The organism is [Lactobacillus] timonensis, assembly GCF_900240275.1.
Classification (GTDB): domain Bacteria; phylum Bacillota; class Bacilli; order Lactobacillales; family Lactobacillaceae; genus Limosilactobacillus; species Limosilactobacillus timonensis.
Window position 1 is genome coordinate 484,105 of the sequence record NZ_LT964761.1, and the last position, 14,565, is coordinate 498,669.

Sequence of the window (14,565 nt, forward strand, 5' to 3'; positions counted from 1 at the left end):
CTTATTAGTTTCAACAACCAAAACTAGTCGATTAATCTTGCTTATGGTGCTTCCCTAAGCCGATCAAACCCATCATCGAAGACAGCGCCATCCCGACTACGGCCCAGCGATTGCCAGTGTTACCAGTTTGTGGCAATTGCTGGTTTCGCTGTTGCGCAGTGTGGTTGCTAAATGATGCGTCCTCCTGGTTTCCAGCGACCGGCTGATTGTTGCCAGGAACTCCCGGCTGACCCGGTCGATTGCCGTTTGGAGCTGCCGTATAGGTGACCGTCTTTTCAACGTCATCATTCTCCGCAGCCATCTTAACGGCGTCAACCTGGTCGATATCAGGCAGGTAGCCAGCAACTGTTGGGCTAGTAACTGCCGCGAAAGTATCATTATCAGTCGTCCACGGATTCCAAGTGATATCGTTAGTCACCAGATCCTTGACACCAGTCCGGTTAAAAATCAGTACTGGTGCCTGATAATCAGGCAATGCTTGGCGGCCATCGGTGTAAACGTAGTGAATAGTTTCATGTTTGTCGACCACGTCACTTACTGGTTGCGTAGCGTGGGTCAGGTGAACATTATAAACTTGGTCCGCTACCGAGTCATGATCGTAAACCAGTTCTTGACCCTGGCTGTCATCACTGACCAATTGATAATGCTGTTCTAAGTACTCGCCAATAGTCTGGTTAGTACTATAACCGCTATTTTTATCCGACCAGCCCGTCAGCTTGTCAGTCTTCAGCGTTCTGCCGGTAACGTCATCAATGTAGTTGACTGTTATCTTTTGAGGATCAGCGGCGTAGGTAACAGTTAAGTCAATGTCATTATCTGCTGGACTTACCGTTTGCGCTGACAATGAGTGCTTGTCCGGCGTGTAACCTTCGATTGCCGGACTAGTGACTGCGGCGAAAGTATCATTATCAGTTGTCCACGGGTTCCAGGCAGTTTCATTAGTCACCAGGTCCTTGACACCAGTCCGGTTAAAAGTAATCGCTGGTGCGTGGTAATCTGGCAACGCTTGGCGGCCATCAGCGTAAACGTAGTGAATGGTTTCCTGTTTAACTACCTCGTGGTCATTAACCGCCTGCTTACCATGCTTCAGGTAAATATAGAAAGCCCGCGATGATGGGTCAGTTAATTTAAAGGAACCTTGAGTAGTCTCCGGATCAATCTGGTGGGCATCAGTAGCTAAGGCATACCCGTCCGCCTCCCAGTTCCACAGCTGATTGTGGTAGTCACTCCCGGCCAGTCCCGAGATAGCTTGCATATGGTTCAGAATATCAGTCCCGTCGTTCACGGTATAATTGCCGGACTTAGCCGAACCATCAACGTCAATGTAGTGAACCTGGACGACTTTCGGTTGGGTAACGTAGATAGTCAGCAATTGGTCCTTGGTGGCATCATTATCAAAGGTTAACTGTGATAGTGAATCACTAACCTTGAGCTGACCATTAGTCGCGGTGACGGCTTGGAATCCACGGTCAGCCAACTGACTGAGGATTGATTGGTAGCGATCGCCAAGAGTAGTTGGATCAGAGCTCATTGCCCCGTTTAATTTGGTCGTCGCGACTGGCTCATTTGAACCGCCAACACCAAGCAATGTTTCTGGCGTTAACGTTTTAACCACCTGGCCGTCCTTATCTTCAACCAATACCCGGTAATTAATCTTTTGCTTTCGCTTCAGGTAAACATAGTAAACCTGCGGGTAAGACTGTCCAAACATTGACCAATCACCACCCGCCTCCAGCATGTGCTTTACTAAGGTCTTTTCACCTGTCGGGTCCTCCTCGCTGGCGTACCCCGCTGCGTTTAACAGTTCCCAGGTATGATCACCATTTTGGGCCTGCGGGTCTTCTTGCACAATGACGTATTGATCATCATTAGCAACATAGTTATTCACGGCGCTGATATCGTAATGCTTCCACTGGGCAGCTTTATCTTGCTGATCAGTCATTCCGGATGGATCCCCAGCGTGAGTAAATGAAATAACTACTCCACTACCACCATTACTGCCTGGTCCCACTTGATAGGTTTTACTTGCCCCAGAAGGGCCGGACTGACCGTTCACCAGACTGCCAATGGCCGGGTCTTGACTGGCAGCATTAGTCAACTTATCAGCATCATAATTTATCCCTTGACTAAAGTGCCCATTAGCATCATATCCGCCACCGTAAACATATTTACCATTCTGGTTGGGGTTCAAATCGGAGACATCCTGGTAATGGACTTCAATGTTCCCGTTCATATTAAACATATCCGTCGCACCCAGTTTCTTAAAGTGAACATTCAGTACTTGCGGGTGCGGGTCTGGTGTTCCAGCCTCGTGGGCGGTTTGGTCAAAGAGCATGCTTGGACTGTAATTCTGTCCATTGGGGTTAAAGATTTTCATCGACAGCAGGACAGGGATGGCTGGCTGGTTATCAGAGTAAGAGACGGTGTTATAAACGTCCAGAATATAGTGGTGGGCACTGACTTTGCGGAAGTCACTGTAGGTTGGGACATACTGATCAAAGAGGTCATCACCCTGGAAGCCGTTTTCAGCATCCCCGGTCATATTCGTCTTATAGCTCAGGGTGGTGCTGCCTTCGGAAAGAACCACTTTCGCGTGTGGCTGCTCCTTGATGAGTGCCGACAGTTCCTTAGTAGTGTGCATTTGGATGCTGTAGGTGTTGGTAACCCCTGCATCATTGGTAAACTGGTAATCTGCGCGGTCAATCACGTAACCGGGACGCATACTGTTATTGAAGTTTACCCCAGTCGATTCAATGTCTTCTGCTGTCGAATAACCGTTATCAATCAACCACTGTTTAAACCTAGAATACTGTGGTGAATTAAGGTCAATCATCCCACCCATGTAAGGATCAGTCGGTAGCGGCAACTGCACACCGTTGGTACCATCAGCTTTCGGAAAAATGACCGTCCCGGCTTTCCCCGTACTTTGGTAAAGGTCAGATTTTGCTGCCTCCGCCTGCGTCTGCGGAATGGCCAGGTGCTTCAAGAAATCAGACTTCGAATTGGCCAGTGGGTCGTTATCAGCGGTAATCAAAAACTGTTCCTGCAGTTCTTGCTTGACCGGTGTGTAGAACACAAAGAATAGCTGTGTCGGTGTCAACGTTACTCGTCCATCACTATCTTCCGAGATGTCGATTTGATCATCATACCTATCTTGAGACTTGCCTTCGTCGTCCTTAGCACCCATCGCTGCCGTTAGTGAATCGTAGCCCGGGAAAGAATTATCGAAGCGCAAATAGTTGCTTTGCTGCGGGGAAATCTCGGTACCCGAATTTTCATCAATTGCGTGCGGGTAAATTAACGGGTCGGTCTTCAGGTTAAAGCATGGGTAGCCCCGATGAAGATCGTCATTATAAACTGGCATCCCATCTGTATTCAGGTAATAAACGTGCATTTGGTAGCCAGCAAGCTTCAGACTGTCATCAGTATCCGCGAATTTAATCTGATGGGAACCATCATCGTAAGCCAAATCGACCTTTTTCGCCATATGAGTGTTTGGATCAACAACGACTAGCTGAGCAGCCGCGCTGACGTAATAGTCATCGTTTCGAATATGTGCCGCGTGATGTTCCAAATCCAAAATAAGAGCGGTATTGGCTTTGTATTGGTGCTGCGCCTGCCAAGCATTAAACTTGCCATAAATCGCACGGTAATTCTTAATATCAGGTGATATCACTGCCGGCAACTCTTGCTGTAATTCAATTCCATCAACCGCCCTGGTAAACGGGTTAAGGTAGACAGTTGCCAACACCGACTTCGTATAGTCTGGAGCGGCCTGCTTATTAGAACCGTAGTAATGATACCTGATCAACTGGTCAACTGTCACCTGCTCTTGTTGGTCAGCCACTAGATTCCACACGATGGTATCACTATCAAAGTAGTACTGAGAAGTGGTATTGAATTGGGCAGTTTTGTTGGCTAAACCGTCCGGATAGTCAGCATTGGTGTTGTTTTCAATCTGAGGAGCTTTTTGATCCCAGTGGTAGTACTGCGGAAGAACACCCTCAGCGTCAGCCGGGAACCCATTAATTGTCAGTTGGTCCACATTATCGGTCAACTGAATATCATGACTCTTCCCTAAGTCCAGGTACTGGTCGTGACCCGCGGCATCAACATAGTGTATCTTTTGATGAATTGTTGAGACCCCTTGAATCTTAATCTGGGCACTGCCGTTTCCCACAGGCACTAAGCGGTAAGGCATAATCCCGTCACCAAAGACCGCCCCGGAAAGGTATGCCACCTTATTAACATTATTAACCTGGTTCACAACTCGTGCGGGGGCCTGAATTTGGCAAACGCTGCCGCCAGTTAGTGGTTGTTTCAAGTCCACCCTAAAGCTCTTGATTTGAGACCAGTCGTGGACTTGATCGGCGGAAACAAAATTTGTTAAATCCGCCTTATTAACGGACCCAGGCTGATAATAGCTAGTTGAATATGAAATGACAGCATCACTATCAATCGTTTGCCCAGTTAAATAGTCTACTAAATGAACAGGGCCCGTCAGTTGAAGATCCACTTGGGACTTGCCATCTTGTTTTTGTGGTAAATTACCTAAAAGGGTTAGCCCAGTAAGGTTGGTATTGGGGTTACCATTCACAAAGTCATAATTTAATGTTACCTGAGCGGTTTTCTTGTCGTCATTGGTTGCCTGAGCCAACGCAGCGGCATTTAAGTTTCCTTGGGCAGTAGTGAGCAGATAGTCAGCAGTGGCGGCGATGAGAGAAACGGCAAAGTTTGAATGATCTTGCTCATCACCGTTCATAACGATTTCAGCAGAACCATCTTCTGATTTGATTGCTGGAATATAAATGGAAGTTGACCGCAAACTGACAACTGGTGTTTGCTTAATGTTTGCCAATTGTGCATTGGTCAGGTTAGGCCGTAATTTAAAGATAAGCTGTTGCTGACCATTAGCAGTAGTGGTGTAAACCGGGTCCTGCCAGTAATTACCATTTTGAGAAATGGAATCAACAACAGTGTTCTTTGGAATAGTAACGGTAAACCGCGCAGTCGAATGATCCAGGTTTTGCCAGCGATGAATTGCCGCCCAGATTTCTCCTGCCGATGCATTCGTGCCCAGAACGGTCGAGGCAATTTGGTTTTGAATCGTTGCGGAATCATAAGACGGCTGGGGACGTTTGACGAAATCGACCGTCGTCAGCACCCCCGGCAGATAGGTACTATCGCCATCTGCACCAATGCTAGCAACTAAGTTTTCTTCTTGCTGGAACTGGTGGTTGGGATCCAAATGTCCCACAAAATCCACAGTAAGCTTATTATTGCCACTTTGGGAATTAGCTAATTTGATAGTGCCAGAAATAGCAGTGACATGTTTCTTACTATCTAACGTTGTACTCGTCGAACCATCGGCATAGTGGTAGGTAACATCAGTCAATGCATTCAGGTTGTCAGCTTTCAGACTCGTAAGTTCGTAGTGGTCAGGCATATAGAAAGTAACGGCACCAGCTGGAGCATCGACTAACGTGGAGTTGGTAAAGGAAGCGGTAAACCAGGCCTTGTCAGCATGACTCTGGTTCAACCAATAGGCATTACCAATAGGCATTGGCCACTGTTTTGCCGTTGGCTAACTGAACGTTGACATCATCAGGATTAACATCCAAACGGGGCGTTACCAAATCGCCAAAACTATAACCCTGCCAAGAATTCTTTCCCATAATGGGAGCTTGAATTCCTGCCCACTGGGCACTGAGCGCGCCGGCCCCGTCGTTACCACTAACCGTTGAACCATTTGCTGGTGTCAGGGTTATTGCTTGGTCTGGTTTAGCCATGTGGTAATGGCCAATCAAAACAAACTTAAATTGCGGATTAACAGCAGAATAATCATCGAGGCCTTTGCGGAGGGTAATATGGACGCCGCTAGCATCCTGAGAAAAGGCAAAATCCTTATCCTTCGTTAATTTCTCATCGTGTTTTGTCCCGCTAACTCTCTGCCCAGTCACTCCGTCGACAACAAACTCCTGGGGCACGCCAATGTTCACGTTAACTCCCTGGTGGTCAAATGAAGCTGGCAAGCCATCGACAGTCAGTGAATATTGATACTGCTGATCATCACCAGGAATTAACCAGTAGCCTTCATGGTCCTCATGGTATTTAAACTTGGAAATACCTTCTGGAACGGGATTGCCATGCTCATCCACGGAATCCCAACGTGCGTTGACCGCTTGACGAGGAATTTCAACGGCAAATTTAATGGTGTTGATTAGCTTACCATTGAAGTACAAATCGGCGTAATTGTAATACGTCCCCGGAGTATTCAAGATATCTTGCCGGTACCCATTTTTCACGATAAATGGCTGGTTAATCGTTGCGGACTTGAGAAATTTACCTGAATACGTTTTGGTCCCATCCGCATCAACTGTCTGCGTTGAGTCCATTACCCCTTGTTGAGTAAGTGGACCTGGTGTGTAATCAATGGTCAAGTGCGGGTCAGCCCGGAAAACAACCTTATAGGTATCGCCCGCATTCGCGTTGGCAACGTCAAGGGTAGCCGAATCATTGTCGCCAGTGAGGTGCACTGTCGTTTGTGCTTCCGCCGACTGATTGGCGGCTAACTGGTTATTAAGCTGCTGATCAGTTTCTGCGGCCGCCGTTTGCTGAGAATTCCCAGCCGTTTTTAGTGGTACAACTGAAGATTGCTGGTTAGCGACAATGGCTGACGCGTTAGTCGCCACTGTTGGTTTATCCGTTTCCCCAGGAGTAACTGTATCAGCGTTAGCCACTGAATTATTGACCCCTAAGTACAGGGAGGTCCCCAACAGTACAGAAGCAACACCGACGCTCAATCGCCGCAGTCCATAATGCGGGAGTTGCTGAGCACTTTGTCGCTTTTTATATTCAAGATTGTTTTTCGAAACCATATCCTTTTATTCGCTCCTCAATAGTTATCAAACCCAATAGTTGTTTGTTACTGCAAGGCAATATCATTTACCAGCTACTAATCATATATTAACTTATTTCTCAATATAAATATTATAACATTAGTTTTAATTCTTCATGGCAATAAAAAGCACCCGGGCTTTCACCCGAGTGCTTAGCGTCCAAACCGTCTTAATGACTGATATTAATCAGGCCATCATTAATGGTTGCAAATATTTCATTCCCATTCGATTGTCGAAGGCGGCTTGCTCGTCACGTCGTAAAGAATGCGGTTAACGTGATCGACCTCGTTGACGATCCGTACCGAAATCTTTTGCAGAACGTCCCACGGGATGCGGGCAAAGTCGGCGGTCATCCCGTCGATGGATGTTACCGCCCGGATGCCGACAGCATAGTCATAGGTTCGCTGATCACCCATAACACCGACACTGCGGATTCCTGGAACGACGGTAAAGTACTGCCAAATCTTTTCCTGCAATCCAGCCTTCTTAATTTCTTCACGTAAGATCGCGTCGGATTCTCGGACAATCTCGAGTTTTTCTGGTGTAATTTCACCAAGGACCCGAATTCCTAAACCAGGGCCAGGGAAGGGCTGCCGCCATACTAGGTCGTGCGGAATCCCCAGTTTCTCACCGAGTTCCCGTGTTTCATCCTTAAAGAGGCTACGCAGTGGCTCGATCAGCTTGAAGTGCATGTCTTTCGGCAGACCACCAACGTTGTGGTGTGACTTAATTGTCTGAGCTGTATCCGTCCCGGACTCGATTACGTCGGTATACAACGTCCCCTGGGCCAGGAAGTCAACGTCATGCAACTTTTGGGCTTCTTCGTTAAAGACCTGGATAAACTCGTTGCCGATGATCTTCCGCTTCTTTTCGGGGTCATCAACACCCTTGAGTTTACCTAAGAAGCGGTCGGCAGCGTCGACCTTAATAATGTTGACGCCGAGGTCACGGTTCAAGGCGTCCATCACTTGCTGTGCTTCGTTCTTTCGCAGCAAACCGTGGTCAACGAAGATACAAGTCAGTTGGTTGCCAATTGCGCGATGCAAGAGGACCGCAGTAACACTCGAGTCAACCCCACCAGAAAGGCCTAAAATGACCTTCTTGTTGCCGACTTCCTTCCGAATGGCATCGACTTGCAAGTCGATGAAGTCATCCATCGTCCAGTTCTTTTGTGCTCCACAAACATCAAAGGTAAAGTGCTTGAGAATGTCTAGTCCATACTCACTGTTTCGCACTTCCGGGTGGAACTGGAGAGCATAGAACTTCCGCTGGTCATCAGCCATTGCCGCGATCGGGCAGTTCTTGCTGGTAGCAACCACGTGGAAACCGGCTGGTACTTCAGTGACCCGGTCACCATGGCTCATCCAAACATATTGTTTCTCCGGCAAGCCGGCAAACATCACGTTGTCCTTGTCAGTGACGGTGATGTCAGCACGCCCATATTCTGAATCGTCGGCGCTTTCGACTTTGCCACCAAGATCGTAACTCATCAGCTGCATCCCGTAACAGATCCCCAGAATTGGAATCCCAAGCTTAAAAATCTCAGGGTCGACTTTAAAAGCGTTCGGATCGTAAACACTGTTCGGTCCACCAGAGAAAATAATTCCCTTTGGGTGCATGGCGGCAATTTCTTGAGCAGTCTTCTTGTGACTCAGTAGTTCAGAATACACACCAAAGTCCCGAATCCGTCTGGTAATCAGCTGGTTGTACTGGCTACCAAAGTCCAAGACAATGATCTTATCGAAGGCGTCTAAATTGACGTTGGCCACTGGTTTCACACTCCTTTTATGATAGCTAAACTAGTCCTATTGTACGTGCTTGAGAAAAGCTGGTCAACACTGCATTTTGACCGCTAAAGTAATTCTTAAAATTACTCCTCTTTGCTGGATAACAAGGACTAGCTATAATAATGTATGTAATCCAAAGGAGACAGCTTATGAATATTTATGGCAGGTATGACCATTCGCTATACCAAATCCAGCAACAACTGACTGAACAATTAAAACAACTAAATGCTCAGGCCATCGATGAGGGGCAACCAAAACTATACGAGCACCTTAACAGCCGCATCAAGGACAACCAGAGCATGATTGAAAAATGCCAACGGAAAGGCTACCCGGTTAATACCGAATCCGCGTTGCGCAGGTGCCATGACGCTATTGGTTTCCGCATTGTCTGCAACTTTATTGACGATATTTACCGGAACCTCAAAGCACTGCGTCAAGCTGACTGGTGCAACATCGTGGAAGAAAAGGACTACGTCACCCACGCCAAACCGAATGGTTATCGCAGCTATCACGTCATCATTGATTTGGTAACTGGTGAACGCGATATTGATAACCAACTCCCTGGCCACTATTATGTCGAAATCCAACTGCGGACTATCGCGATGGACTCCTGGGCTAGTTTGGAACACGAACTCAAATATAAGCACAACATCTCAGATACGCAACGAATTGGCAAGGAGTTGAAAAAGTGTGCCAATCAGCTTGCTTCCTGTGACATTCAAATGCAGACGATTCGCCAACTGATCCACGAAAATGATGAGGAGGACCCACAATGAGAGTCTTAATTGCAGAAGATAACCAGCAATTACGCCACGTCCTAGTCGCTGCACTACACACGGCCAACTACACCATTGACGCGGTAGAAAACGGTCAAGAGGCCGTAGAGCATGCCAAACAAAACCCGTATGACGTGATGATTCTCGATATCATGATGCCAGTCAAGGACGGGTTGGCAGCACTAAAAGAAATTCGTGCTACCGGTGACCGGACCTACGTCATCATGCTAACGGCTCTTTCCGAAGTTGACGATAAAGTTAACGGGCTTGATGCTGGCGCCGACGACTACTTAACCAAGCCATTTTCACTGAAAGAACTGCTGGCGCGTTTACGTTCATTAGAGCGTCGCTTTGATAACATGGACGACGATGTTCTCCACTTTAGTAACATCACGCTGGATAGTAACGAACAAGTGCTGACAAGCGATAACTCGATTAGCTTGTCGAGCAAGGAAAGCCGCCTCCTCCAATACTTAATCTTAAACGCTGGCAAGGACCTCAGTGCTGACGACCTGCTTAACCATACTTGGGATGACGACGATGAACAAGCAGATACGGAAGACGTCTGGATCAATATTTCTTACCTGCGTCAAAAACTGCTAGCGGTCAACGCACGGGTTAATTTAAGCGGCCCCAAGGGTGGCCCTTACCAATTAACCGCTCAGGAGGCAGGCAATGATTAAAACACTGCGCCGCAAGTTCATTGTCATCTCCACGGTTGCAATCTTACTGGTACTGGTGACCATTATTGGCAGTATTAGTTTTGCTTCTTTTTACCGCAACAACCAGGAGGTTGATTCAGTTTTAGACACGTTGGTTGAAAACAACGGCCAGATCAGCCGCTCAACGAACGTTAAACAGGTGCCGTCGGTTTTAACGTCGCCACAGCGCAACCGGGAACGGATCTTCCAGTACCGTTTTTTCAGCACCCGTGTTAGTGGCAATGGACAAATTACCGCGATCGATGACCGGCAAATTGAAACGGTCCCCGATAATGCTATTAAACGGCTCTCGCACACCGCCTTTCGCCAGCATCGCAATCAAGGAACCATCTATTACAACCAAACCGCCTACGCCTATAAGAAGAAAAAAATTAATAACCAAACGCTTATCGTCTTTCTCGATAAATCGATTCTTCTTGCTAACAGCTACGATTTGCTACAAATTGCTATTTTGATTGGCCTGGTATCAATGCTGCTATACACCCTTATTCTGGTCGGCTTATCCAAGTATGCCATTCGCCCGCTGATCATTGCTGAAAAACGGCAACGGGAGTTTATTAGCAACGCCGGTCATGAACTGAAAACACCACTGGCCGTCATCGCTGCAAATAACGAAATGCAGGAGCTGACTACCGGGGAAAATGAATGGACTAACAGTAATAAGGACCAAATTAGCCGCTTGACCCGGTTGATCAACAACCTGATTTCACTTACCAGGCTTGGCGAACGACCCAACCTCAATATTGCTAAAACCAATATTAGTCGGTTAACCCAGCAAGCTAGCCACAACTTTATGAACGTCATGAAGCAAAGCAAGCTCCAGTACCAAGTAAATATCCAGAATAATGTCTTCGCCCAGGTTGACCATAATTACTACCCTGAACTCGTCCATATTCTGCTGGATAACGCCCAGAAATACTGTGACCAGGGAGGAACTGTCAGCTTGACGCTCAAAGATCAACGCCATCCGGCCCTCATCGTCAGCAACTCCTACGCAGCTGGTGCGGACGTCGATTACACGAAATTCTTTGAGCGCTTCTACCGCGAAGATACCGCTCACCAAGCCAAGGGCGGTTTCGGTATCGGCTTGTCGATGGCTAAGCAAATCGTCAGTGATTTTCACGGTCAAATTAATGCCAACTACCAGGATGGTCAAATTAGCTTTACCGTTACGTTGAAAAGTTAATAGATGTGCAGTTATTAAACAAGCCCAACCAACGATCGACGCTGGTTGAGCTTGTTTTATTTAACCGTGGTGGTTGCAACGGTAAATCGTTTCATGTTGTCCCAGTCAATTTCAAAACCCATCCCCGGCTGATGCGGGGTATCCACATAGGTACCATCCAGTTCGACCGTTGGTTTGATGATATCGCGATCATAGTAACGCGTCGACGCCGCAATATCATTCGGCAAGGTATAGCCTGGAAGTGTTGCCGCCGCGATGTTCTCGGCACGCGCCAGTCAAACTTCCCCTTTTCCTGGCGAGAACCAGTTTCATAGTCTGTCACCTCTTGACCAAGTGGCCTTTCAAGCAGGAAATAAACAAGGACGTAAACGAGGCCCAAGAAACCGACAAAGTGGAAGGCACCCCGCCAGGATAATGCTGCGATTAATGGTGCCACCACAAATGGTGCAATGGCGTTACCAATGTAGTTCGAAGAGATTGCCACACTGGATGCCTGACCCCGTTTGTCTTTTGGAAAGGCTAACCGTACCTGCTTCATCGCCGCTGAAGGGTAAGAACCTTCACCGATCCCGAAGAGGACCCGGATGACGATCAGCGAGGTCAGTGACCAGGCAAAGCCAGTCATAATCGTAAAGAACGACCAAGCAACCAAAGAAACTACCGTCATCCACTTAGTACCAAAGCGGTCGACTAGCCACCCACCAGGGATTTGCATCAGTGAATAACTGAAGAAGAAGGCTGAACCAACAACCCCTAGTTGCGCCGGAGTAAGGGTGAATGTTTTACCCACATACGCGAGGGCAATATTCATAGCAGAACGGTCAATAAAACAGATAATAAAGCCAGTAAAGACAAGTGCTAGCGAACGATATGATTTTGGTTTACTGGTAGTTGGATTAACTTCTTCCATGATAATTACCCTCTTTCTTTGGTTGCTTTTCCTAATTCATCACACAGGTGGGCAATTAAGCTAATGCCCTCCCAAAATGCCGTCTTGGTCAGGTTTTCGTTGGGTGCGTGATTATGCTGGTCATAATTAGCTAGCGGGATCGTAAAGACCGGAACGTGCAGCTCATCGACCCAGATATAATTTGGTACACTGCCGGGCATCACCGGTTCCACCAGGCAGTCACCAGTTCCCCGCTTGATTGCTTGCCGGACCCTGTCAATCAACGGCAGACTGGAGTCCATCTTCGTCGGGTTGAGTTCTGCCAGAAATTCAATTTGTGCCCGGCCATTCTTCAACTCGTCTGCTAAAACGGTTTTGATCTGCTCCTTCACCCTCTGACAATTTTGCCCAGCGACGAGCCGACAATCTACCACCGCCGTCGCCTGGTGCGGAATAATCGTTTTACTTTGCTTACCTTCGTACCCACTGCTTAAACCATTAATGGTCAACGTCGGCGTAAACATCAACCGTTGGTAATAATCCTGTTGGCTACTAAATAATGGTGACGGAACATTTTGTGGTGCTGGCAACTGAGATAACCATCGTTCTTCAGCGGGACTAGGGTTTTGAACCTGGTCGTAAAAGCCGGGAATCTTAACCCGGTAACTAGTCGGATCAACTAGCCGGTTCAACAGCGCCACCAGCTCCGTCGCCGCGTCACGGTTGACATTACCAAAGTTTCCCGAATGGAGATCATGATCGGCAACGCGAGTACTTAAGCGAAAAGCCAGAACACCCCGGTTTCCTAACCGGAGAACATGCTTGCCAGATTGGCTAAATGAGCCGTCCATCACAAACACGTCATCAACATCCGCTAAAACTTGTTGGCGAAGGGCGTGGACTGTCGGCTTTAAATGGGGACTACCGATTTCTTCCTCACCTTCAATAAAGAGGTGAAGGGTAAATGGCAGTTCACCATAAAGTTGACGGTAGGTGTAAATTCCCAGGATTTGAGCTAACAACTGTCCCTTATTATCACCACAACCGCGACCATAAAAACGCCCGGCTGCTTCAGTCAGCGAAAACGGCGCAGTATTCCACGCCGCCGTGTTGCCAACCGACTGAACATCATAGTGACCATAAAATAAGTAACTTTGTGCCTTTCCCGGTGAAAGGGTGGCTAAAATAACCGGATGCCCCTCTGTGGCAATAACTTGAACCTCAGCTTGCAGTAAATCTTGCAGCAGAGTAGTCAGGTACTCGATGGTCTCGTCAATTCCCTCACCAGTTTCACTCAGCGAACGTGTACTAATCAGCTCAGCAAGGTAGTTAATAAATCTTTGCTGGTTTTGTTGGAGATAATCATTTACGGTCATTTGCTCACTCCTTATAATTAATTAGATTATCATTAGAGTATTCTAATTTCATCCCAATTGCCAATACCATTTTCGGTATGGTCCATAACCAACACTTATGAAAGGGGTTGTAAAGGTGAACTTAACACAACTTCAGTACTTTGCTGCTGTGAGTCGAAGCCTCAATATCTCCGCTAGTGCACGGTAATTACACGTGTCCCAGCCAGCTATTTCACGGAGCCTCCATGACTTAGAGAACGAACTCGGGGTCAAGCTCTTCACCCGGCAAGGACGCAAACTTGCTTTGACCGACCAGGGCAGCTTTTTTCACTCAGCAGTTGAGCAAATTTTAGAGCAACTGACTGCGGCTAAAAAATATCCAAAAGATTCGTCCAACAGACGATCAACAAATCACCATTAAAATGCAGTAAACCACTCCCCTGCTTGTTCCATTGGTCAAATTACTCAAGAAAAAAGTACCCGGGTCAGGCTCAGAATTCTGCAAAGCAGTTTAAAAATGGCGCCCAGCACTTCGATTTTCAGCTGATACCCGCGCCAGTTACTAACCAGGCCAATGACCTGTTGCTAGAGGAGGAAGTTTGCCTGGCGGTAAAGAAAGGAACTACTCGACGCACTGCGATTGCCCAACACGACCTCAGTAATATTCCGCTCCTCCGCTTAGACGAATCGCCCTTTGTCAACCTCGTTGATCATTACTTAGCCACCCAGGACGTCCATCCCCATTATCTTTTACGTTCTGGCAACCGCAGTCTCCTGCTTCATTTAGCAGAGGCGGGTTATGGTGCTTGTCTCGTTCCCCGCCTGTCGTGGTCACCACTGATCACCAAGACCGCCTGACCCTGCTCCGCATCGGCAAATATGGGTTTCACCGCCGCATCTACCTTTCCTATCCGCCGGGGCCCCGGACAAAATGCAGCAAACCGTTCATAA

10 protein-coding genes are annotated in these 14,565 nt (G+C 47.5%); 5 read left to right on the forward strand and 5 right to left on the reverse strand.

Annotated elements, in window-relative coordinates; translation table 11 throughout:
• Window positions 1-31: 31 nt before the first annotated feature.
• From C1710_RS08240 to guaA, 3 genes are all read right to left on the reverse strand, one after another.
• Window positions 32-5,563: a mucin-binding protein gene (locus C1710_RS08240; RefSeq protein ID WP_102279632.1), complete on the reverse strand. Its 5,532-nt coding sequence runs from the start codon at window positions 5,561-5,563 to the stop codon at window positions 32-34.
• Window positions 5,550-6,878, reverse strand: coding sequence for a YSIRK-type signal peptide-containing protein (locus C1710_RS02365; protein WP_102279634.1), 1,329 nt, complete (start codon window positions 6,876-6,878; stop codon window positions 5,550-5,552). Before C1710_RS02365 ends, C1710_RS08240 begins: the two co-directional genes overlap by 14 nt.
• A gap of 236 nt (window positions 6,879-7,114) precedes the next feature.
• Entirely contained in the window at window positions 7,115-8,668 is a 1,554-nt protein-coding gene (guaA, locus tag C1710_RS02370) for a glutamine-hydrolyzing GMP synthase (RefSeq protein ID WP_102279637.1), read from the reverse strand.
• A gap of 167 nt (window positions 8,669-8,835) precedes the next feature.
• Here guaA and C1710_RS02375 point away from each other — a divergent pair, with 167 nt between their 5' ends.
• The 3 genes from C1710_RS02375 to C1710_RS02385 are packed head-to-tail and all read left to right on the forward strand — an operon-like array spanning window position 8,836 to window position 11,370.
• Entirely contained in the window at window positions 8,836-9,462 is a 627-nt protein-coding gene (locus C1710_RS02375) for a GTP pyrophosphokinase (RefSeq protein ID WP_102279639.1), read from the forward strand.
• Window positions 9,459-10,145, forward strand: coding sequence for a response regulator transcription factor (locus C1710_RS02380; RefSeq protein ID WP_102279641.1), 687 nt, complete (start codon window positions 9,459-9,461; stop codon window positions 10,143-10,145). The genes C1710_RS02375 and C1710_RS02380 overlap by 4 nt, the downstream gene beginning before the upstream one ends.
• Window positions 10,138-11,370, forward strand: a complete 1,233-nt coding sequence (locus tag C1710_RS02385; protein ID WP_102279643.1) for a sensor histidine kinase — start codon at window positions 10,138-10,140, stop codon at window positions 11,368-11,370. The genes C1710_RS02380 and C1710_RS02385 overlap by 8 nt, the downstream gene beginning before the upstream one ends.
• Before the next feature lie 91 nt (window positions 11,371-11,461).
• On the opposite strand, the gene C1710_RS02395 is transcribed toward C1710_RS02385, so the two are convergent.
• Together C1710_RS02395 and C1710_RS02400 are read right to left on the reverse strand one after the other, a co-directional pair.
• Window positions 11,462-12,280 carry an MFS transporter gene (locus C1710_RS02395; protein WP_235857954.1) on the reverse strand — a complete coding sequence of 273 codons (819 nt, stop codon included), beginning with the start codon at window positions 12,278-12,280 and terminating at the stop codon, window positions 11,462-11,464.
• A 5-nt stretch (window positions 12,281-12,285) separates the two neighbouring features.
• Window positions 12,286-13,635: a M20/M25/M40 family metallo-hydrolase gene (locus tag C1710_RS02400; protein WP_102279646.1), complete on the reverse strand. Its 1,350-nt coding sequence runs from the start codon at window positions 13,633-13,635 to the stop codon at window positions 12,286-12,288.
• Between the two features lie 193 nt (window positions 13,636-13,828).
• Here C1710_RS02400 and C1710_RS08510 point away from each other — a divergent pair, with 193 nt between their 5' ends.
• A complete protein-coding gene (locus tag C1710_RS08510; protein ID WP_102279649.1) occupies window positions 13,829-14,035 on the forward strand; it encodes a LysR family transcriptional regulator in 207 nt (68 codons plus the stop codon).
• A gap of 23 nt (window positions 14,036-14,058) precedes the next feature.
• Entirely contained in the window at window positions 14,059-14,472 is a 414-nt protein-coding gene (locus tag C1710_RS02410) for a LysR substrate-binding domain-containing protein (protein ID WP_180961278.1), read from the forward strand.
• Window positions 14,473-14,565: the final 93 nt, after the last annotated feature.

What these genes read in the sequence shown, in the direction of transcription:
- C1710_RS08240 (WP_102279632.1), bottom strand. Translation starts at nt 5,563, where the DNA reads ATGCCTATTGGTAATGCCTATTGGTTGAACCAGAGTCATGCTGACAAG.
- C1710_RS02380 (WP_102279641.1), top strand. Translation starts at nt 9,459, where the DNA reads ATGAGAGTCTTAATTGCAGAAGATAACCAGCAATTACGCCACGTCCTA.
- C1710_RS02400 (WP_102279646.1), bottom strand. Translation starts at nt 13,635, where the DNA reads ATGACCGTAAATGATTATCTCCAACAAAACCAGCAAAGATTTATTAAC.
- C1710_RS02385 (WP_102279643.1), top strand. Translation starts at nt 10,138, where the DNA reads ATGATTAAAACACTGCGCCGCAAGTTCATTGTCATCTCCACGGTTGCA.
- C1710_RS02375 (WP_102279639.1), top strand. Translation starts at nt 8,836, where the DNA reads ATGAATATTTATGGCAGGTATGACCATTCGCTATACCAAATCCAGCAA.
- C1710_RS02365 (WP_102279634.1), bottom strand. Translation starts at nt 6,878, where the DNA reads ATGGTTTCGAAAAACAATCTTGAATATAAAAAGCGACAAAGTGCTCAG.
- C1710_RS02395 (WP_235857954.1), bottom strand. Translation starts at nt 12,280, where the DNA reads ATGGAAGAAGTTAATCCAACTACCAGTAAACCAAAATCATATCGTTCG.